Here is a 19,570-nt window from a genome sequence, read left to right on the forward strand (position 1 = left end):
AACAACCAAAGCGGCAAACGTGCAGATAAAGTGAAAGTTCAAATCTTTAAGGGTGAAGGCGAAAAAGCTGAACTCGTTCAAGAAATTGAAGTTTCAGAAGCAACTGGTTGGAAGTTCGAATCAAAAGCACTTCCTAAGTATGAAAATGGTACAGAAATCAAGTACACTGTCAAAGAAGTAGCTGTGAAAGAATATACCTCAACAGTTACTACAGACAAAGATGGTAAGTACACAGTTACCAATGAATACACACCAGAAAAAACTTCTATAAAAGGTCGTAAGATCTGGAAAGATGAAGAGAACAAAGACGGTATCCGTCCAGCATCTATCACAGTGAAACTTCTTGCCGATGGTCAAGACACTGGTAAGACTGCGGTAGCCTCAGAAGCAACTGATTGGACTTATGAGTTCACAGAACTTGAGCGTTATAAAGATACTAAAGGTACAGAATTCAAGTACTCTGTAGTAGAGGTTCCAGTTGCTGGTTATACATCTGAAGTAGAAGGCTTCAATATCACAAATACACATACTCCAGAAAAACCAACACCTGGTAAACCAAATGAACCAGGAAAACCAGGTCCAAAACCTCAACTTCCTAACACTGGTGAAAAAGCATCTAACGTAGCAGTAGTTGCAGGACTTGCTTTGATGGCAGTAACTGGTGGATTATACTTTGTAAGCCGTAAAAATAAATAATCTCTAGATGAGAGTTGATTTTCAGTTAGTTCTTAGGAAGTAATTGGAAAGGAAATGAGGCTGGAACAAAAAGATTTTGATTTTAGGAATTCTTTATTCTAAATTTTTAAAATCGATAGATTAGACAAAAAAGCGAACAAGACCGAATTCTGAATGTCAGATAACTCGTTTTGTTCGCTTTTTATATTTAAGGTTAGACTTTTGTTCCAGCCTCATTTTTTTATCTTGAGAAATATGGAAGGCTTTTCAATCGTTCGAGTAGGGGACGACTAATGAAACTAATGGCAATAATCTTACCAAGATCAGGAAGGATAAAAGGAAGAACACCAACAGCGAGTACTTTGTCAAGTGATATACCAGCAAGGAAGTGGAGGCTGAGAATACCTCCGACAAAGACGAGGGAATCACCCAAGAGGTTGGCTAAGAAAATGCGAATATAGCCACTATTTTGATGGATGAGATAAGATGTAAGTCCTGCATAGACAAGGTCAAACCAAAGATAGCCTGAACTTGGACCGACTAAAACGTGAAATCCTGCACCACCCCCTGCAAAGACAGGTAGACCAATAGCTCCCAGTAGGAGATAGAGAGCTACAGATAAAACAGCTTCCCTAGGTCTAAAAACAGTGGCAATCAGACCGATTGCAAAGTTTTGCAGAGTGAAGGGGACAGGACCGATAGGGAGACTGATTTGTGCTAATACGGCGATGAGAGCAGCACCGATAGCAGGAATGGCATAGATATGAGCTTTTTTCAAAACTGTTAACCTCTTTTCAAAATTATAGTAACTATTATACTGATTTAGAAAGAAAAGTCAACCTATTTTTAAAATCAAGGTAACAATTTTGTAACAGCCGATTTTACAAGTAAAAAGAGACCTCAAGAGGTCTCTTGCGATAATTAGCGCATGGTTACAAATTCTTCTGAGGCGGTTGGGTGGATAGCTACTGTAGCATCAAAGTCTGCCTTGGTAGCCCCCATCTTGATGGCAACAGCGAATCCTTGAATCATCTCATCCACTCCGTAACCAAGTCCGTGAAGTCCAACAACTTTTTCGTCAGCACCGGCGGTGATGAGTTTGAAGCGAGATTCTTGACGATGGCTTGTAACGGCAGAGTACATAGATGCAAAGCTTGACTTGTAAACTTTGATGTTATCTTGGCCGTATTCTTTGATCGCTTGATCCTCAGTTAAACCAACCGTTCCGATTGCTGGGTGTGAGAAGACAACAGTAGGGATAGTCGTGTAGTCCATCTTGGCATTTGTTTTCCCGTTGAAGAGGCGTTCAGATAAGGTACGTCCTGCCTTGATGGCTACCGGGGTCAGTTCCTTCTCACCAGTAACGTCTCCAAGAGCATAGATGCCATCTACAACTGTATTTTGGTATTCATCTACTTGGATAAATCCACGTTGGTTGAGTGTAACTCCAGCCTTTTCTAACTCTAGACCATCTACATTTGGACGGCGACCGGTAGCCCAGATAACTTGGCTTGCAGTGTGACTAGAGCCGTCTTCGAAATGAATGGTAGTACCTTGCTCCGTTTCTTCGAGCTTGACGGGTACCTTATGCGTGTGCAAAGGTAGACCTGTTTTTTCCATTTCATTGACAAGTCCTTCAACGATGTAGCTGTCAAAACCACGCAAGGGACGATCACGACGGACAAATAAATCCGTTTTTACTCCTAGTGCGTGGAGAACACCTGCTAATTCAACAGCGATATAACCAGCTCCAAGAATCGCAACGGATTCAGGAAGTTGCTCCCAAGCAAAGACATCGTCTGAGCTACCACCGAGTTCAGCTCCAGGAATAGCTGGGATGCTTGGACGAGCGCCAGTCGCAATCACGATATGCTTGGCACGAATCAATTCACCATTAACGCTGACGGTGTGGGAATCAACAAAATGAGCACGACCTTCAATCAAATCAACCCCGTTGCGCTTGAAACTTCCATCATAAGACGAGCGGGCACGATCGATGTAGGCTTCACGGTTTTGACGAAGTTTAGCAAAATCAAATTGAACATCTGAACTTGTAAAACCATAGTCAGGGCCGTAGTGGTGGAAGCTTTCAGCGATTTGAGCTCCATACCACATGATTTTCTTAGGAACACAGCCGACATTGACGCAGGTTCCGCCTAATTTTTTCTCCTCGATAACAGCTGCTTTAGCCCCGTGTTCGCCAGCTCGGTTCATAGTGGCAATGCCGCCGCTTCCTCCACCGATGGCGATGATATCATATTCTCTCATAGAAAACTCCTTATAGCTTTGATAGTCATATTCTATCGTTTTTATTTTTTGAATGCAAAAATCTGCTACGATAAAAAAATTATAAAAACGCTTGCCAAATTCAAAAAGATATTGTATTATATATCTAGCACAATAATCCAATAAACGAATACCGAACGAAATAATGATCCTGAATTGTCATTGTTTCCATCTGAACTGTCATTGTTTGGTCTCGGTATTTCTGATATAATGGTTTTTGTAAGGCAAAAGAATAAAGGAGCTTAAAAATGAAAAGAAATAAGAAGGCAAAAAAATGGCAATTATACACAGCGATTGGTGTTGCCAGTGCTATTGTTATCGGTGCTGCGGGGATTCTGATTTTTAGACAACCTTCCCAGTCAGCAGTCAAGGAGGAAACCTCTCATATCGTTACTGCTAAGGAAGGTTCTGTTGCTTCATCGGTTCTCTTGTCAGGTACGGTTACAGCAAAAAATGAACAATACGTTTATTTTGATGCTAGTAAGGGAGATTTAGATGAAATTCTCGTTTCGGTTGGGGACAAGGTCGAAGAAGGGCAAGCTTTGGTCAAATACAGCAGTGCAGATGCTCAAGCTGCCTATGATGCGGCTGATCGTGCAGTTGCAAAGGCAGACCGTCATATCGAGGAGTTAAACAAGGCTCGTGAGAATGCATCAGCTGTACCAGCTTCCCCACAAGTTCCAACAGAAGCAGGATTCCCAGAACAAGCGCAAGCAGGGACTTCTTCCGTATCTTCTATTGATTCTCAAATCAGTGATGCCAAGGATAACCGTGCAGATGCTGTGGCTCAGCTCAACAAGGCTCAAGCTCAGCTAGATGCTGCAACTGTCCTCAGTACACTAGAAGGGACTGTAGTTGAAGTTAATCATAATGTTTCCAAATCGCCAACAGGTAATAGCCAAGTGGTAGTACATGTCGTAAGTAATGAAAACTTGCAAGTCAAAGGGGAGTTGTCTGAATACAACCTTGCTAACCTTTCTGTTGGGCAAGAAGTTACCTTTACTTCGAAGGTTTACCAAGATAAGAGCTGGACAGGAAAAATTAGCTATATTTCTGATTATCCTAAAAACAACGGAGAAGCAGCAAATGCAGCCCTTGGAGGGAATACTGGATCTAAGTACCCTTATACTGTTGATGTGACCAGCGATATCGGTGAGTTGAAACAAGGCTTCTCAGTCAGTGTGGAAGTCAAAAACAAGAGTAAAGCCATCCTTGTTCCTTTAACAAGTGTTGTTACCGAAAATGACAAGAACTATGTCTGGCTTGTTGACGACCAGAAAAAAGTGAAGAAGGTAGAAGTTACTTTGGGGAATGCGGACGCAGACAACCAAGAAATTACTTCAGGTTTGACAGACGGAGCCAAGGTCATCAGTAATCCAACATCTTCCTTGGAAGAAGGAAAAGAGGTGAAGGCTGATGAAGAAACTAATTAGTCTCAAAAATATTTGCAGGAGTTATCGAAATGGTGACCAAGAACTGCAGGTCCTTAAAAATATCAATCTAGAAGTTCATGAAGGTGAGTTTGTTGCCATTATGGGACCGTCTGGTTCTGGTAAGTCTACCTTGATGAATACCATCGGAATGTTGGATACACCAACCAGTGGAGAGTATTATCTTGAAGGTCAAGAAGTGGCAGGTCTTGGAGAGAAACAACTTGCAAAGGTTCGTAACCAGCAAATCGGCTTTGTCTTTCAGCAGTTCTTTCTCTTGTCCAAGCTCAATGCACTTCAAAACGTTGAATTGCCCTTGATTTACGCTGGTGTTTCGGCTTCAAAGCGTCGGAAATTGGCGGAGGAATTTCTGGAAAAGGTTGATCTGACGGAGCGCAGTCATCATTTGCCTTCTGAGTTATCTGGTGGTCAAAAGCAACGTGTAGCGATTGCGCGTGCCTTGGTAAATAATCCTTCTATCATCCTAGCAGACGAACCAACAGGTGCCTTGGATACCAAGACGGGAAATCAAATCATGCAACTGTTGGTGGAGTTAAACAAGGAAGGAAAAACCATTATTATGGTCACGCATGAGCCTGAGATTGCTGCCTATGCCAAACGCCAGATTGTTATTCGTGATGGGGTCATCTCATCAGACAGTACTCAGGTAGAAAAGGAGGAAAACTAAGATGCAGAATCTGAAATTTGCCTTTTCATCCATCATGGCCCACAAGATGCGTTCCTTCCTGACCATGATTGGGATTATCATCGGAGTTTCGTCTGTCGTCGTCATCATGGCTCTGGGAGACTCCATGTCTCGTCAGGTTAATAAAAACATGACCAAATCACAGAAGGATATCCATGTCTTTTTCTCTCCTATCAAAAGCAAGGACGGTTCCTTTACGCAGAAACAATCCGCTTTGACAGTCAGTGGGAAAGAAGAGGATGTTCATGTTGAACCACCAAAACCACTGGAGTCTTGGGTCAAGGAGGCCGCCAAACTCAAAGGAGTAGACAGTTACTATGTCACCAACTCGACTAACGTCACCCTATCTTATAAGGATAAGAAGGTTGAACGAGCGACTCTGACAGGCGGAAATAGCACCTACATGAGCGCAGTTGAAAATGAAATCGTTGCGGGTAGAAGTCTAAGACCGCAAGACTACAAGGAATTTGCCAGTGTGATTTTGCTGGACGAAGAACTAGCCAAGAGTTTGTTTGATAGTCCCGAAGCTGCGGTTAATCAAATCATCTCTGTTAATGAATTTAGTTACCGTGTGATTGGCGTTTATACTAGCAATGAAGCTAAAACTGCTAAAGCCTTTGGGATTGGTGGTCTTCCAATTACGACCAATATTTCTCTCGCAGCCAATTTTAATACTGATGAAATCTCGAACATCGTCTTTCGTGTCAATGATACTAGTCTAACGCAGACCTTGGGTCCAGAGTTGGCTCGAAAACTGACTGAGATTGCAGGTCTTCAGCAAGGAGAGTACCAAGTTGCGGATGCAACTGCCGCCTTCCAAGAGGTACAACAACTATTTGGTTTTATGACAACCATTATCAGTGCCATCGCAGGAATCTCTCTCTTTGTCGGGGGAACTGGTGTTATGAATATCATGCTGGTTTCGGTGACAGAACGCACGCGGGAGATTGGTCTGCGGAAAGCTCTCGGAGCTACTCGGGCTAATATCTTGGTACAGTTTTTGATTGAGTCTATGATCTTGACCTTGCTAGGTGGTGTCATCGGTCTTGGGATTGCTGCTGGAATGACCATGTTAGCTGGAGTATTGCTTCAAAACATGATTGCAGGTATTGAGGTTGGGGTTTCCCTTCCAATCGCTCTCTTTAGCTTGGCTGTGTCAGCAAGTGTTGGGATGATATTTGGAGTCTTGCCAGCCAATAAAGCGTCTAAGCTTGATCCGATTGAAGCTCTTCGTTATGAATAAGATATAGAGCAGAAAAAACAAGATGGACATTTGTCTGTCTTGTTTTTGTATGGATTTTCCTATCGAAAATCACTAAAAATATGATATAATGAAGTGTTAGAAAAACAGGTTTCATTTGCCTGGAAAGGAAAAATTATGTCTGAAAAGAATTTTTATATTACAACACCGATTTACTATCCATCTGGTAAACTTCATATCGGTTCTGCTTACACAACCATCGCCTGTGATGTCCTAGCTCGCTATAAACGCCTCATGGGCTACGATGTCTTTTATCTGACAGGTCTTGACGAACATGGTCAGAAAATCCAGCAAAAAGCGGAAGAAGCTGGCATCACACCACAAGCCTATGTTGATGGGATGGCAGTTGGTGTCAAAGAACTCTGGAAATTACTCGATATCTCATATGATAAATTTATCCGTACAACTGATGACTACCATGAAAAAGTAGTAGCTCAAGTCTTTGAACGCTTGCTTGCTCAAGATGATATCTACTTGGGTGAATACTCTGGTTGGTATTCAGTTTCAGATGAGGAATTCTTTACAGAAAGCCAGCTTGCGGAAGTTTTCCGTGATGAAGCTGGAAATGTGACGGGCGGTATCGCTCCATCAGGACATGAAGTGGAATGGGTTTCAGAAGAGTCTTATTTCCTTCGCCTCAGCAAATACCAAGACCGTTTGGTCGAATTTTTCAAATCACATCCTGACTTCATCACTCCTGATGGTCGTCTCAATGAAATGTTGAAAAACTTTATTGAGCCAGGTTTGGAAGATTTAGCAGTATCACGTACAACCTTTACATGGGGAGTTCCAGTCCCATCCAATCCAAAACACGTTGTCTACGTTTGGATTGATGCCCTTCTCAACTATGCGACTGCTCTTGGTTACGGTCAAGACGATCATGCTAACTACGACAAGTTCTGGAATGGAACGGTCTTCCACATGGTAGGGAAAGACATCCTTCGTTTCCACTCAATCTACTGGCCAATCCTTCTCATGATGTTGGATATGAAATTGCCTGACCGCTTGATTGCCCACGGTTGGTTTGTCATGAAAGACGGCAAGATGTCTAAGTCTAAAGGGAATGTCGTCTATCCTGAAATGTTGGTAGAGCGTTATGGACTGGATCCGCTTCGTTACTACCTCATGCGTAGCCTTCCAGTCGGTTCAGACGGAACCTTTACTCCAGAAGACTATGTAGGACGTATCAACTATGAATTGGCCAATGACCTCGGAAACCTCCTCAACCGTACGGTTTCCATGATTAACAAGTACTTTGATGGGCAAGTCCCTGCCTATGTAGAGGGTGTGACTGAATTTGATAATGCTCTTGCTCAAGTAGCAGAGCAATCTATCTCTGACTTCCATACACACATGGAAGCCGTTGATTACCCACGTGCCCTTGAAGCAGTCTGGACCCTTATCTCTCGTACCAACAAATACATCGATGAGACAGCCCCATGGGTCTTGGCTAAGGATGAAGAGCACCGTGACCAATTGGCAAGTGTCATGAGCCACTTGGCAGCCAGCCTTCGTGTCGTAGCTCACATGATTGAGCCATTTATGATGGAAACTAGCCGTGCTGTATTGGCACAACTTGGTCTAGCAGAAGTTTCTAGCCTAGAAAACTTGAGCTTGGCTGATTTCCCTGCAGGTGTGACTGTTGTTGCCAAAGGAACACCAATCTTCCCACGTCTCGACATGGAAGAAGAGATTGCCTATATCAAGGAACAAATGGAAGGCAACAAACCAGCCGTCGAAAAAGAATGGAATCCAGATGAAGTTGAACCCAAACTCAACAAGGATGAAATTAAGTTTGAAGACTTCGATAAGGTCGAAATCCGTGTCGCAGAAGTCAAAGAAGTGTCTAAAGTGGAAGGTTCTGATAAGTTGCTCCAATTCCGCCTAGATGCTGGTGGTGGCGAAGACCGTCAAATCCTCTCAGGAATAGCTAAATACTATCCAAACGAACAAGAATTGGTCGGCAAGAAAGTCCAAATCGTTGCCAACCTTAAACCACGCAAGATGATGAAAAAATATGTCAGCCAAGGAATGATCCTCTCAGCTGAACATGATGGACAATTAACCCTTCTCACAGTTGATCCAGCTGTACCAAACGGAAGTGTGATTGGGTAATAGCAAAAAACCAACGTTAGACACGTTGGTTTTTCTTGTTATGTACGAGATTTTCTAAGAAGTAATCCATCTCCTTTTGCGACTTGAGGACAATTACTTTATCAGGGTAGGTTTTTTGAACCTGCTGATAGCGTACTTTAGCATTCTTTGTCCGCCCATCCCAGAGAATCCATCTGATAAAGTCCCAGTCAAATCGTTCAGGGCAACCTGCAGCCATACTTTCTCTGACCTTGCCTCGGTATGTGAGATACCGTTTAAAGGCTCGAAAGAGACAAGTCCATGGTGAAAAATTGAGAAAGATGATTTGGTCAGCTTCCAACATTCTTTCTTCATAGCAACACCAAGAGTAATTGCCGTCGATGACCCAAGCTTCGTGCTTTGTGAGAAAGTTTTTCATCTCGCCCAACATCCATTCGCGGTCACTGTCTTGCCAACCAGGTTGAAATTGGAGTGTATCCATATGCAGTTTGGGGATGGAGTAGTAGTTTGACAACTTTTCAGCTAGAGTTGACTTGCCGGCTCCAGAATATCCGATGATTGCTATTTTCATTTTCTTCCTTTTCTGATTAGAGGACAAAAAAACAGCCTCTGTGGACTGTTTCTTATTTAGCAAGTTTAGCTGAAAGACGAGCTTTATCGCGGCTTGCTTTGTTTTTATGAATCAAACCTTTAGTTTCTGCTTTGTCGATAGCTGAGCTAGCAGCACGGAAAAGTTCTTCAGAAGGGTTTGCTTCGAAAGCTTTGATAGCAGTACGCATAGCTGATTTTTGAGCTGAGTTTTTTTCGTTTTGTTTAACGTTCAATTCAGCGCGTTTGATAGCTGATTTAATGTTTGCCAATGTTCTTACCTCCATATTTACTAACTATACCATTATATATGAAAACTTAGGTTTTGACAAGGGGAAATTATTTTTTTAGGTAAATTTCATCGATTTCATGGTTTTTAGTCTTGTGGAGAATGACCTCGGCGCGATTCCTTGTCGGTTCGATATAGTTTTGTAGATTTGTGAGATTAATACTGGTCCAAACCTGATGTGCAAAGGCTTCAACTTCTCCAATTGGCATTTGCGTAAAGCGGTGGTAGTAGCTGTTGGGATCATTTTGGGCAAAGCTGAGCAGTTTCAAGAAACGATCCAGATACCAACTTTCAATATCCTCAACTGCTGCATCCACATAGATGGAGAAATCAAAGAAATCAGTGATGTAAAGGCGCTCATTTTGAGGGTTTTGAAAGACATTGATGCCCTCGACAATGACAAAATCAGCAGCTTTGACACGTTGTTTCTCTCCAGGAACGATGTCATACACTTCATGAGAATAGACAGGAATATCGACATCTTGCCCATTCTTTAGGCGGTCAAGAAAATTCAGCAAGGCTTCCATATCATAGCTTTCAGGAAAACCTTTGCGATTTAAGATATCTTGGTCCATCAAGGTTTGATTGGGATAGAGAAAACCGTCAGTTGTCACCAATTCTACAGTAGCATCTGGAAGAGTGCGTGATAGTAGAATCTGAAGCAAGCGACTAGTAGTCGATTTCCCCACAGCAACACTACCAGAAACCCCAATGATAAAAGGCTGAGATTTGCTTTCACGTTGGAGAAAAATTCCTTTTGAAAATGCCAAATCATCCTTAGTGCGCTTGTAAATATGGATAAGATGGACTAGGGGAAGATAGACATCCGTTACGTCCTGCAGACTAATCTGGTCATTGAAACTCTTGATGGATTCTAATTCCTCTTCTGTCAAGGGAGGGGTTGTTTTTCGATGCAAAGATTGCCAGGTTTGGCGACTGATTTTTTCAAAATGTAAAAATTCGTTGGACATTTCATTTCTCCTGGATAGTTTATTTATCATATCATAAAAGGCTAAAAAAATAAAGCGGTTTCTTGATGACTACCAACTTATTGGTGTATACTAAAAGTGTTTAGAGTTTGTTAGTAACAGGAAGCGCGAATATTTGTATTAGCCATCTAGTTTTAGACAATGGTAATCGGAGGAATGCTATGAAGACTCTCAAAAGCTATTTATTGGAACTCTGTTTTATTCTCAGTTTTGCCTTACCTTTTATAAAAGGAGCGAATGCGGATAATGGTAGACGTTTTGTGGAAACCTATTACGGTTTTACTTTTTTGATGGAACATGCTATTGTAACAGTTGCCTTTATCTGTTCGCTCTTGATTGCTTTCATACTAAAAAAACGGTGGACGAAATGGCTTGCTGCTGGTAGTTATCTATTTTTGATTTTGTGGATTGCTACAGAGGGTTATTTATTCCGTATGTCACTAGAAGATTTGATACGACTTTGGACAAGTTTGGAAATCTTGACACAAACTTATCAGTTGGGTTTTTATCTAAACATCATATTGGGAATCCTGTTGATAATCTAGCATTTGAAGGTTAAGTAATTATAATCAAGATATGCCTGATTATAGTTAATAAATTTGTTGTTTCATCCTGACTGGGAGATCTTATAGTTCCTAATGACTGGTCATTCGTTTCGAATAATTGAAAGAGATTGAAGAAAAGGTTTTTTGACTAGGATTCTTCAGTCTTTTTCATTTGATTATCACTTTGTAAACGATTTACAATTCAAGACAAATTATGGTAAAATAGTTTTATGAGTAAAATGTATTATGCAGAAAATCCTGATGCTGCTCACGACATTCATGAGTTGAGAGTGGAGTTGTTGGGAGAAAACATGACCTTTTTGACGGATGCGGGTGTTTTTAGCAAGAAAATGGTTGACTTTGGGAGTCAGCTCTTGCTCAAGTGTCTAGAGGTAAATGAAGGAGAGACGGTCCTTGATGTGGGTTGTGGTTATGGGCCATTGGGCTTGTCATTGGCCAAGGCTTATGGAGTTCAGGCGACCATGGTCGATATCAATAATCGTGCCTTGGACCTAGCGCGACAAAATGCTGAACGTAATAAAGTAGAAGCAACGATTTTCCAATCCAATATCTATGAACAAGTTGAAGGGAAGTTTGACCATGTTATTTCCAATCCGCCGATTCGAGCGGGCAAACAGGTTGTTCATGAGATTATCGAAAAGAGCAGAGATTTCTTGAATGACGGAGGAGATTTAACCATCGTCATTCAGAAAAAACAAGGGGCTCCAAGTGCTAAAAGTAAGATGGAAGACGTTTTTGGAAATTGTGAGATTATCAAGAAAGATAAAGGCTATTATATCTTGAGGAGTGTGAAAGAATGAGAGCAGTTGATGTAATTCAAAAGAAACGAGATGGTCAAGAACTGACTGCAGCTGAAATCAAATGGTTGGTTGAAGGCTATGTGGCTGGAACGGTTCCAGACTATCAGATGTCAGCTTTTGCTATGGCTGTTTATTTTAAAGGAATGACCACACGTGAGATTTCTGATCTGACGATGAATATGGTCAAAACGGGTCAAGAGTTTGACTTGTCAGCCATTGATGGGGTTAAAGTTGATAAGCATTCTACTGGTGGAGTTGGAGATAAGGTGACCTTAATTTTAGCTCCTTTAGTAGCAAGTTTCGGCGTTCCCGTAGCTAAAATGAGTGGTCGTGGTCTCGGCCATACTGGTGGGACAATTGATAAATTGGAGTCCATTAAGGGCTATCAAGTTGAGCGTAGTCAAGAAGATTTCATTCGTCAGGTACAGGACATTGGTGTATCTGTCATTGGGCAGTCCGATCAGCTGGTTAAAGCAGACAAGCTTCTCTATGCCCTCCGTGATGTGACAGCAACTGTCGACACGATTCCTTTGATTGCTAGTTCTGTCATGAGCAAGAAAATTGCTGCTGGGGCGGATGCTATTTTGCTAGATGTAACGGTCGGTGAGGGTGCCTTCATGAAGACGGTTGATGATGCACGTGAATTGGCTCAAACCATGGTGGATCTTGGTAAGGCTGTTGGTCGAAAGACGGTAGCGGTTATTACCGATATGAGTCAACCCTTGGGGCGAGCCATTGGCAATCGTCTCGAAATCCTAGAGGCAATTGAAATCCTTCAAGGAAAAGGCCGAGAAGATATTAGTCACTTTATTTGTGAGCTAGCTCAGATTATGCTTGATTTGGCAAATGTCGAGAAGACGGTTGAAGAAGTATGTCAACACCTTGAAAACGGCCAAGCACTGGCTAAGTTTGAAGAAATGGTAGCAGCTCAAGGCGGTGATTTAGAAGATCTCTATCGCCCAGTCAAAGTTGACCATGTGGTGGAAATTCCAGCTCAAGATACAGGTGTTATTTCAGCCCTTCCAGCTATGGAATTTGGGCTCTATGCCATGAGACTAGGAGCCGGTCGTGCAGTCAAGTCTGATGACTTGGACTATGAAACAGGGATTGTTTTTGAAAAGAAAGTTGGAGACTCCGTTCAAAAAGGGGAAATTGTTGCAAAAGTTTATACAAATGGAAAAATTTCTTCGGAACTAGTTACAGAATTTCAAAAATATGTTAAAATAAATGATGGAGTGCAAAGTTTACGAGAAATTATAGAAATTATCTCATAAAACCAGGGAGAATCCGAATATGAAATTAAATAAATATATCGATCATACGCTTTTAAAGCAAGATGCAAGCCAAGAACAAATTGATCGTTTGCTATCTGAAGCGCGTGAGTATGACTTTGCCAGTGTTTGTGTCAATCCCACATGGGTAAAACATGCGAAAATAGGACTTGAAGGCTCAGATGTAAAGGTTTGTACAGTAGTTGGTTTTCCTTTGGGAGCGACAACTTCAGCTGTAAAAGCTTTTGAAACGAAGGAAGCTATCCAAAATGGTGCAGATGAGATTGATATGGTTATCAATGTCGGTGCCCTCAAATCAGGCAATCTGGATTTGGTTGAATCGGACATCCGTGCTGTCGTAGAAGCAAGTGGTGACAAGTTGGTTAAGGTCATTATTGAAACTTGCTTGTTGACAGACGATGAAAAGGTTGTAGCTTGCCAATTATCCCAGAAAGCAGGCGCTGACTTTGTCAAAACATCAACTGGATTTTCAACTGGTGGTGCCACTATAGAGGATGTTCAGTTGATGCGTAAAACGGTCGGACCAGATATGGGAGTTAAGGCTGCTGGTGGAGCTCGCTCATATGCAGATGCTCTTGCCTTTGTGGAAGCAGGCGCTACTCGTATTGGAACATCAGCTGGTGTGGCAATTTTAAAAGGAGAATTAGCGGATGGCGACTACTGAGTTAATTGAACTAGCAATTGAAACCAGCAAACAAGCCTATGTACCCTATTCTCACTTTCCCATCGGAGCTGTTTTAGTAGCCAAGGATGGTAGTATTTATACGGGTGTGAACATCGAGAATGCTAGCTATCCCTTGACTAATTGTGGAGAACGTACTGCTATTTTTAAAGCAGTTTCGGAGGGGCAACGGGAGTTTTCAGAGTTGATTGTCTATGGACAAACTGAAAAACCCATCTCGCCATGTGGTGCTTGTCGCCAGGTCATGGTTGAGTTTTTTGAACAAGATCTAAAAGTGACCTTAGTCGCTGAAGATAAATCGACGGTCGAGATGACGGTCGGGGAGTTACTTCCATACTCTTTTACAGACTTAAATTAGTCTGGGCCACTCTTGTAGTGGCTGTGGTCTGTGTGACCAACTAATCCATACTTGCAACATCGTTGCACATCTTATTTAGGAGGTTCAGTAATGAACAAGAAACAATGGCTAGGCCTTGGTCTAGTTGCAGTGGCAGCAGTTGGACTTGCTGCATGTGGTAACCGCTCTTCTCGTAACGCAGCTTCATCTTCTGATGTGAAGACTAAAGCAGCAATCGTCACTGATACTGGTGGTGTCGATGATAAATCATTCAACCAATCAGCTTGGGAAGGCTTGCAAGACTGGGGTAAAGAACACAATCTTTCTAAAGATAAAGGTTACACTTACTTCCAATCAACAAGTGAAGCAGACTATGCTAACAACTTGCAACAAGCGGCTGGAAGTTACAACCTGATCTTCGGTGTTGGTTTTGCCCTTCACAATGCAGTTGAGGAAGCAGCAAAAGACCACTCTGACCTGAACTATGTCTTGATTGATGATGTGATTGAAGGTCAAAATAATGTTGCGAGCGTAAGATTTGCTGATAATGAATCAGGTTACCTTGCAGGTGTGGCTGCAGCAAAAACAACTAAAACAAAACAAGTTGGTTTTGTAGGTGGTATGGAGTCAGAAGTTATCTCTCGTTTTGAAGCAGGTTTCAAGGCTGGTGTTGCGTCAGTAGATCCTTCTATTAAGGTACAAGTTGACTATGCTGGTTCATTTGGTGATGCTGCTAAAGGTAAAACAATTGCAGCAGCACAATACGCAGCTGGTGCAGACATTGTTTACCAAGTAGCTGGTGGTACAGGTGCTGGTGTCTTTGCAGAAGCAAAATCACTCAACGAAAGCCGTCCTGAAAATGAAAAAGTTTGGGTTATCGGTGTAGACCGTGACCAAGCGGCGGAAGGTAAATACACTTCTAAAGATGGCAAGGAATCAAACTTTGTTCTTGCATCTACATTGAAACAAGTTGGTACAACTGTAAAAGATATTGCCAACAAAACAGAAAAAGGTGAATTCCCTGGCGGACAAGTTATTGTCTACTCATTGAAAGATAAAGGGGTTGACTTGGTACCAACAAACCTCTCAGAAGAAGGTAAAAAAGCTGTTGAAGACGCAAAAGCTAAAATCCTTGACGGAAGCGTAAAAGTTCCTGAAAAATAATGGATGGAAGTCATTTCTTAGGAAGCGGCCCTCGGCCGCTTCTTTAAGAATTGAGGCAATTTTTGTCTCAATAGAGCTTGTTAATGCGATTAGCAGGTTTTATTGAAATAAAATAAACCTCTGAAAGGAAGAGCATATGGCACACGAAAATGTCATTGAGATGCGGGATATTACCAAGGTGTTTGGTGAATTTGTTGCCAACGACAAAATCAACCTGCACCTACGAAAAGGTGAAATTCATGCACTTTTAGGAGAAAATGGGGCTGGGAAATCCACGCTAATGAACATGTTAGCAGGGCTTCTTGAACCAACCAGTGGTGAAATTGCGGTCAACGGTCAAGTTGTTAACCTCGACTCACCATCTAAAGCAGCTAGCTTGGGAATCGGAATGGTTCACCAACATTTTATGTTGGTAGAGGCTTTTACAGTAGCTGAGAATATCATTTTAGGGAGTGAATTGACTAAAAATGGTGTGCTAGATATCTCTGGAGCTAGCAAAGAAATCAAGGCTCTTTCTGAACGTTATGGCTTAGCTGTTGACCCTTCTGCCAAGGTGGCAGATATTTCAGTTGGAGCCCAACAACGTGTAGAAATTTTAAAAACCCTTTATCGGGGGGCTGATATCCTTATCTTTGACGAACCAACGGCGGTCTTGACTCCATCAGAAATTGATGAGTTGATTGCTATTATGAAAAATCTTGTCAAAGAAGGAAAATCAATTATCTTGATTACCCACAAGTTGGATGAGATTCGAGCAGTTTCTGACCGAGTTACAGTTATCCGTCGTGGGAAATCAATTGAAACTGTAGAAATCGCAGGGGCAACAAATGCGGACTTGGCAGAAATGATGGTTGGACGCTCTGTCTCCTTTAAAACGGAAAAACAGGCACCACAACCAAAAGAAGTGGTCTTGTCTATCAAAGGCTTGGTGGTCAATGAAAACCGCGGTGTTCCAGCTGTGAAAAATCTATCTTTGGATGTTCGTGCTGGTGAGATTGTCGGTATTGCAGGTATTGATGGCAATGGTCAATCTGAGCTTATTCAAGCAATCACAGGACTTCGCAAGGTTGAATCTGGTATCATTGAGCTAAAAGGAGATTCAATTGTAGGCTTGCACCCACGTCAGATTACAGAGTTGAGTGTTGGGCACGTTCCAGAAGACCGTCACCGTGATGGCTTGATCTTAGAAATGATGATTTCTGAAAATATTGCCCTTCAAACCTACTACAAAGAACCACATAGTAAAAATGGAATTTTGAACTATTCAAATATTACTTCGTATGCTAAAAAGCTAATGGAAGAATTTGACGTCCGTGCGGCGAGCGAGTTTGTTCCAGCAGCAGCTCTTTCAGGAGGAAATCAACAAAAAGCGATTATCGCTCGTGAGATTGATCGAGATCCTGATCTCCTTATCGTCAGCCAACCAACTCGTGGTTTGGATGTTGGTGCCATTGAATATATCCACAAACGTTTGATTGAAGAACGTGATAACGGGAAGGCTGTCCTTGTTGTCAGCTTTGAATTGGATGAGATTTTAAATGTCTCAGACCGAATCGCTGTTATTCACGATGGTAAGATTCAAGGTATTGTATCGCCAGAAACGACTAATAAACAAGAACTTGGTGTCTTGATGGCTGGTGGAAACTTGGGAAAGGAGAAGAGTGATGTCTAAAAAATTACAACAAATTTCGGTTCCCTTGATTTCCGTATTCTTAGGAATCTTGCTCGGAGCCATTGTCATGTGGATCTTCGGATATGATGCTATCTGGGGCTATGAGGAGTTGTTCTATACAGCTTTTGGTAGCCTCCGTGGGATTGGAGAAATTTTCCGTGCCATGGGTCCTCTTGTCTTGATAGGTCTTGGTTTCGCAGTTGCCAGTCGAGCAGGCTTCTTCAACGTTGGACTTCCTGGTCAAGCACTTGCAGGCTGGATTCTCAGTGGTTGGTTTGCCTTATCAAATCCAGATATGCCACGTCTCGTGTTGGTTCCATTAACAGTGATCATTGCTTTGATCGCAGGTGGAATTGTTGGTGCGATTCCAGGTATTCTCAGAGCCTATTTAGGTACATCAGAGGTTATCGTAACCATCATGATGAACTACATTGTTTTGTACGTAGGGAACGCCTTTATTCATTCTTTTCCGAAAGACTTTATGCAAAGCACGGACTCAACGATTCGTGTGAGTGCCAATGCCACTTATCAAACACCATGGTTATCTGAGTTGACTGGTAATTCTCGTATGAATATCGGGATCTTCTTCGCCATCATTGCTGTTGGTGTGATTTGGTTCTTGCTCAAGAAAACGACTCTCGGTTTTGAAATCCGTGCAGTTGGGCTCAATTCCCATGCTTCAGAGTATGCTGGTATTTCAGCAAAACGTACAATCATTCTATCAATGATCATCTCTGGTGCTTTGGCTGGTCTTGGTGGAGCGGTCGAAGGTCTTGGAACCTTCCAAAACGTTTACGTTCAAGGTTCATCATTAGCTATCGGATTTAACGGGATGGCAGTTAGTTTGCTTGCTGGAAACTCACCAATTGGAATTCTCTTTGCAGCCTTCTTATTTGGAGTTTTGCAAGTAGGAGCACCGGGTATGAACGCTGCGCAAGTTCCGTCTGAGCTTGTCAGCATTGTAACAGCTTCTATTATCTTCTTTGTCAGTGTTCATTACCTTATCGAACGCTTTGTCAAACCGAAAAAACAAGTTAAAGGAGGTAAGTAAAGATGTCTATTACAACCTTGCTCACCCTCTTGGTGTCTTCTATGCTGATTTACTCAGCTCCCCTCATCTTTACAAGTATCGGTGGTGTTTTCTCTGAACGTGGTGGTGTGGTAAACGTCGGCCTTGAAGGAATTATGGTTATGGGAGCCTTTTCTGGAGTGGTCTTTAACCTTGAATTTGCAGAACAATTTGGAGCAGCAACTCCATGGCTATCTTTGCTTGTAGCAGGAGTGGTAGGGGGACTCTTCTCCATCATCCACGCAGCAGCAACAGTTCATTTCCGTGCAGACCATGTTGTCAGCGGTACGGTTTTGAACTTGATGGCTCCTGCCCTAGCGGTTTTCTTGGTTAAAGTTCTTTATAACAAAGGGCAAACGGATAACTTAAGCCAGACTTTTGGACGTTTTGATTTCCCAGTTTTGGCTGATATCCCAGTGATTGGAGATATCTTCTTCAAGTCAACCAGTCTACTAGGTTATATCGCGATTGCCTTCTCTTTCCTTGCTTGGTTTATTCTCTTTAAGACACGTTTTGGTCTTCGTCTTCGCTCTGTTGGTGAACACCCTCAGGCAGCGGATACCTTGGGGATCAATGTCTACAAGATGCGATATCTTGGAGTTATTATTTCAGGATTCTTAGGTGGAATTGGGGGAGCAATTTATGCTCAATCAATCTCAGTTAACTTCTCAGTGACAACTATTGTTGGACCTGGCTTTATCGCCCTTGCGGCAATGATCTTTGGTAAATGGAACCCAATCGGTGCTATGCTTTCTAGTCTCTTCTTTGGACTTTCACAAAGTTTGGCAGTTATCGGTTCTCAATTACCTTTCCTAGAAGGAGTGCCAGCGGTTTACCTTCAAATCGCCCCTTATGTCTTGACCATTCTTGTCTTGGCAGCCTTCTTTGGAAAAGCAGTTGCGCCTAAGGCAGACGGTATCAACTACATCAAATCAAAATAAGCATACAAAAAAAACGTCAGTTTAAACTGGCGTTTTATTTGTTAGGATTTTGATGGGTTAGGTTCAATCCCCAAGGGACGAGATTTTCAGTTTTATTTTTGATACGTGTGATATTATCTTTGTGACGAATGATAATCAAGCTAGCAAGTGCTAGGATAATCAAAATGAAGAGAGGGTCATAGTTGTTCAGGATAAATCCAAATAGTGGAAATAGGAGAACTCCGATAACGGCTGCGATAGAAGCAGTAACGCTAGACAGTGAAATCATACTACCGAGATAGAGGCTTCCAAAGAATACGATTGCTAGATAGAGACAGAAGATAGGCGCAAATCCGAAAATCACTCCAGCACTGGTTGCGACAGCCTTACCGCCTTTAAAGCCTGCAAAGATAGGGAAAGTATGTCCAATGACAGCCAAAAGTCCAAAGACGAGAGGTGAGATTCCTTGCAAATGGAAAAAGATTGGAAGCAGAGTGGCCAAGGTTCCTTTAAAGAAGTCAATCACAAAGGTTGCCATACCCGCTTTCTTACCTAAAATTCGGAAAGTATTGGTTGTTCCGGTGTTTCCAGAACCATGTTCACGCAGGTTTGTTTGAAAGAAGATTTGTCCAATCCAAAGACCAGACGGAATAGAACCTAGCAGATAAGCTAAAATTAATAATACAAATGTCATCATAGTCCTATTATACCATGAAATGGTATAGAAAGTCAGAGAATTTCCTGTGAAAT

The 19,570-nt window shown here is 42.1% G+C and carries 20 protein-coding genes; 14 read left to right on the forward strand and 6 right to left on the reverse strand.

Annotated elements, in window-relative coordinates; translation table 11 throughout:
* A partial coding sequence (locus tag SORDD15_RS01740) for a Cna B-type domain-containing protein (RefSeq protein WP_155718775.1) occupies positions 1-696 on the forward strand: 696 nt, incomplete at its 5' end.
* Positions 697-916: 220 nt separating this feature from the next.
* On the opposite strand, the gene SORDD15_RS01745 is transcribed toward SORDD15_RS01740, so the two are convergent.
* Both SORDD15_RS01745 and gor read right to left on the reverse strand, forming a co-directional pair.
* Positions 917-1,453: a biotin transporter BioY gene (locus tag SORDD15_RS01745; protein WP_061413806.1), complete on the reverse strand. Its 537-nt coding sequence runs from the start codon at positions 1,451-1,453 to the stop codon at positions 917-919.
* Positions 1,454-1,596: 143 nt separating this feature from the next.
* A complete protein-coding gene (gene gor / locus SORDD15_RS01750) occupies positions 1,597-2,943 on the reverse strand; it encodes a glutathione-disulfide reductase (RefSeq protein ID WP_061413808.1) in 1,347 nt (448 codons plus the stop codon).
* Positions 2,944-3,209: 266 nt separating this feature from the next.
* Here gor and SORDD15_RS01755 point away from each other — a divergent pair, with 266 nt between their 5' ends.
* The 4 genes from SORDD15_RS01755 to metG all read left to right on the forward strand — a co-directional run bounded on the left by SORDD15_RS01755 (position 3,210) and on the right by metG (position 8,473).
* Positions 3,210-4,394: an efflux RND transporter periplasmic adaptor subunit gene (locus SORDD15_RS01755; RefSeq protein WP_061413810.1), complete on the forward strand. Its 1,185-nt coding sequence runs from the start codon at positions 3,210-3,212 to the stop codon at positions 4,392-4,394.
* Positions 4,378-5,079: an ABC transporter ATP-binding protein gene (locus tag SORDD15_RS01760; protein WP_061413812.1), complete on the forward strand. Its 702-nt coding sequence runs from the start codon at positions 4,378-4,380 to the stop codon at positions 5,077-5,079. The genes SORDD15_RS01755 and SORDD15_RS01760 overlap by 17 nt, the downstream gene beginning before the upstream one ends.
* A gap of 1 nt (position 5,080) precedes the next feature.
* Positions 5,081-6,340 (forward strand): ABC transporter permease, encoded by a 1,260-nt coding sequence (locus SORDD15_RS01765; protein ID WP_061413814.1) that lies wholly within the window; start codon positions 5,081-5,083, stop codon positions 6,338-6,340.
* A 135-nt stretch (positions 6,341-6,475) separates the two neighbouring features.
* The gene (metG, locus tag SORDD15_RS01770) at positions 6,476-8,473 is read left to right on the forward strand and encodes a methionine--tRNA ligase (RefSeq protein ID WP_061413816.1); all 1,998 of its coding nucleotides are present in this window, start codon (positions 6,476-6,478) and stop codon (positions 8,471-8,473) included.
* A 16-nt stretch (positions 8,474-8,489) separates the two neighbouring features.
* On the opposite strand, the gene SORDD15_RS01775 is transcribed toward metG, so the two are convergent.
* From SORDD15_RS01775 to coaA, 3 genes are all read right to left on the reverse strand, one after another.
* Complete coding sequence (locus SORDD15_RS01775; protein ID WP_061413817.1) at positions 8,490-9,023, reverse strand: DNA topology modulation protein; 534 nt, start codon at positions 9,021-9,023, stop codon at positions 8,490-8,492.
* Positions 9,024-9,075: 52 nt separating this feature from the next.
* A complete protein-coding gene (gene rpsT / locus SORDD15_RS01780) occupies positions 9,076-9,312 on the reverse strand; it encodes a 30S ribosomal protein S20 (protein WP_001274000.1) in 237 nt (78 codons plus the stop codon).
* A gap of 67 nt (positions 9,313-9,379) precedes the next feature.
* Positions 9,380-10,300 carry a type I pantothenate kinase gene (coaA, locus tag SORDD15_RS01785; protein WP_061413819.1) on the reverse strand — a complete coding sequence of 307 codons (921 nt, stop codon included), beginning with the start codon at positions 10,298-10,300 and terminating at the stop codon, positions 9,380-9,382.
* 179 nt (positions 10,301-10,479) lie between these two features.
* Between coaA and SORDD15_RS01790 the strand changes: the two genes are divergently transcribed.
* The 9 genes from SORDD15_RS01790 (at position 10,480) to SORDD15_RS01830 (ending at position 18,841) form a co-directional block, all read left to right on the forward strand.
* The gene (locus tag SORDD15_RS01790) at positions 10,480-10,863 is read left to right on the forward strand and encodes a hypothetical protein (protein ID WP_061413821.1); all 384 of its coding nucleotides are present in this window, start codon (positions 10,480-10,482) and stop codon (positions 10,861-10,863) included.
* Between the two features lie 230 nt (positions 10,864-11,093).
* Entirely contained in the window at positions 11,094-11,684 is a 591-nt protein-coding gene (locus SORDD15_RS01795) for a class I SAM-dependent methyltransferase (RefSeq protein ID WP_081102339.1), read from the forward strand.
* Positions 11,681-12,958, forward strand: a complete 1,278-nt coding sequence (locus SORDD15_RS01800) for a pyrimidine-nucleoside phosphorylase (protein WP_061413826.1) — start codon at positions 11,681-11,683, stop codon at positions 12,956-12,958. The genes SORDD15_RS01795 and SORDD15_RS01800 overlap by 4 nt, the downstream gene beginning before the upstream one ends.
* Positions 12,959-12,977: 19 nt before the next feature.
* Positions 12,978-13,640: a deoxyribose-phosphate aldolase gene (gene deoC, locus SORDD15_RS01805; protein ID WP_061413828.1), complete on the forward strand. Its 663-nt coding sequence runs from the start codon at positions 12,978-12,980 to the stop codon at positions 13,638-13,640.
* Complete coding sequence (locus SORDD15_RS01810) at positions 13,627-14,016, forward strand: cytidine deaminase (protein WP_061413830.1); 390 nt, start codon at positions 13,627-13,629, stop codon at positions 14,014-14,016. The genes deoC and SORDD15_RS01810 overlap by 14 nt, the downstream gene beginning before the upstream one ends.
* A 90-nt stretch (positions 14,017-14,106) precedes the next feature.
* Positions 14,107-15,159, forward strand: coding sequence for a BMP family lipoprotein (locus SORDD15_RS01815; RefSeq protein ID WP_061413832.1), 1,053 nt, complete (start codon positions 14,107-14,109; stop codon positions 15,157-15,159).
* A 136-nt stretch (positions 15,160-15,295) separates the two neighbouring features.
* Positions 15,296-16,831 carry an ABC transporter ATP-binding protein gene (locus SORDD15_RS01820; protein WP_061413834.1) on the forward strand — a complete coding sequence of 512 codons (1,536 nt, stop codon included), beginning with the start codon at positions 15,296-15,298 and terminating at the stop codon, positions 16,829-16,831.
* Complete coding sequence (locus SORDD15_RS01825; RefSeq protein ID WP_061413836.1) at positions 16,824-17,882, forward strand: ABC transporter permease; 1,059 nt, start codon at positions 16,824-16,826, stop codon at positions 17,880-17,882. The genes SORDD15_RS01820 and SORDD15_RS01825 overlap by 8 nt, the downstream gene beginning before the upstream one ends.
* Before the next feature lie 2 nt (positions 17,883-17,884).
* On the forward strand, positions 17,885-18,841 hold the full coding sequence (locus tag SORDD15_RS01830) for an ABC transporter permease (protein WP_061413839.1): 957 nt from the start codon (positions 17,885-17,887) through the stop codon (positions 18,839-18,841).
* 34 nt (positions 18,842-18,875) lie between these two features.
* On the opposite strand, the gene plsY is transcribed toward SORDD15_RS01830, so the two are convergent.
* Complete coding sequence (plsY, locus tag SORDD15_RS01835) at positions 18,876-19,517, reverse strand: glycerol-3-phosphate 1-O-acyltransferase PlsY (RefSeq protein ID WP_061413841.1); 642 nt, start codon at positions 19,515-19,517, stop codon at positions 18,876-18,878.
* Positions 19,518-19,570 lie beyond the last annotated feature (53 nt).

This window comes from Streptococcus oralis, assembly GCF_001578935.1.
Lineage (GTDB): Bacteria > Bacillota > Bacilli > Lactobacillales > Streptococcaceae > Streptococcus > Streptococcus oralis_R.

Bases quoted from the DNA above. Each gene is read 5' to 3' on its own strand.
- gor (WP_061413808.1), bottom strand. From the start codon at position 2,943: ATGAGAGAATATGATATCATCGCCATCGGTGGAGGAAGCGGCGGCATT.
- SORDD15_RS01755 (WP_061413810.1), top strand. From the start codon at position 3,210: ATGAAAAGAAATAAGAAGGCAAAAAAATGGCAATTATACACAGCGATT.
- SORDD15_RS01760 (WP_061413812.1), top strand. From the start codon at position 4,378: ATGAAGAAACTAATTAGTCTCAAAAATATTTGCAGGAGTTATCGAAAT.
- SORDD15_RS01765 (WP_061413814.1), top strand. From the start codon at position 5,081: ATGCAGAATCTGAAATTTGCCTTTTCATCCATCATGGCCCACAAGATG.
- metG (WP_061413816.1), top strand. From the start codon at position 6,476: ATGTCTGAAAAGAATTTTTATATTACAACACCGATTTACTATCCATCT.
- SORDD15_RS01775 (WP_061413817.1), bottom strand. From the start codon at position 9,023: ATGAAAATAGCAATCATCGGATATTCTGGAGCCGGCAAGTCAACTCTA.
- coaA (WP_061413819.1), bottom strand. From the start codon at position 10,300: ATGTCCAACGAATTTTTACATTTTGAAAAAATCAGTCGCCAAACCTGG.
- SORDD15_RS01790 (WP_061413821.1), top strand. From the start codon at position 10,480: ATGAAGACTCTCAAAAGCTATTTATTGGAACTCTGTTTTATTCTCAGT.
- SORDD15_RS01795 (WP_081102339.1), top strand. From the start codon at position 11,094: ATGAGTAAAATGTATTATGCAGAAAATCCTGATGCTGCTCACGACATT.
- SORDD15_RS01800 (WP_061413826.1), top strand. From the start codon at position 11,681: ATGAGAGCAGTTGATGTAATTCAAAAGAAACGAGATGGTCAAGAACTG.
- deoC (WP_061413828.1), top strand. From the start codon at position 12,978: ATGAAATTAAATAAATATATCGATCATACGCTTTTAAAGCAAGATGCA.
- SORDD15_RS01810 (WP_061413830.1), top strand. From the start codon at position 13,627: ATGGCGACTACTGAGTTAATTGAACTAGCAATTGAAACCAGCAAACAA.
- SORDD15_RS01815 (WP_061413832.1), top strand. From the start codon at position 14,107: ATGAACAAGAAACAATGGCTAGGCCTTGGTCTAGTTGCAGTGGCAGCA.
- SORDD15_RS01820 (WP_061413834.1), top strand. From the start codon at position 15,296: ATGGCACACGAAAATGTCATTGAGATGCGGGATATTACCAAGGTGTTT.
- SORDD15_RS01825 (WP_061413836.1), top strand. From the start codon at position 16,824: ATGTCTAAAAAATTACAACAAATTTCGGTTCCCTTGATTTCCGTATTC.
- SORDD15_RS01830 (WP_061413839.1), top strand. From the start codon at position 17,885: ATGTCTATTACAACCTTGCTCACCCTCTTGGTGTCTTCTATGCTGATT.
- plsY (WP_061413841.1), bottom strand. From the start codon at position 19,517: ATGATGACATTTGTATTATTAATTTTAGCTTATCTGCTAGGTTCTATT.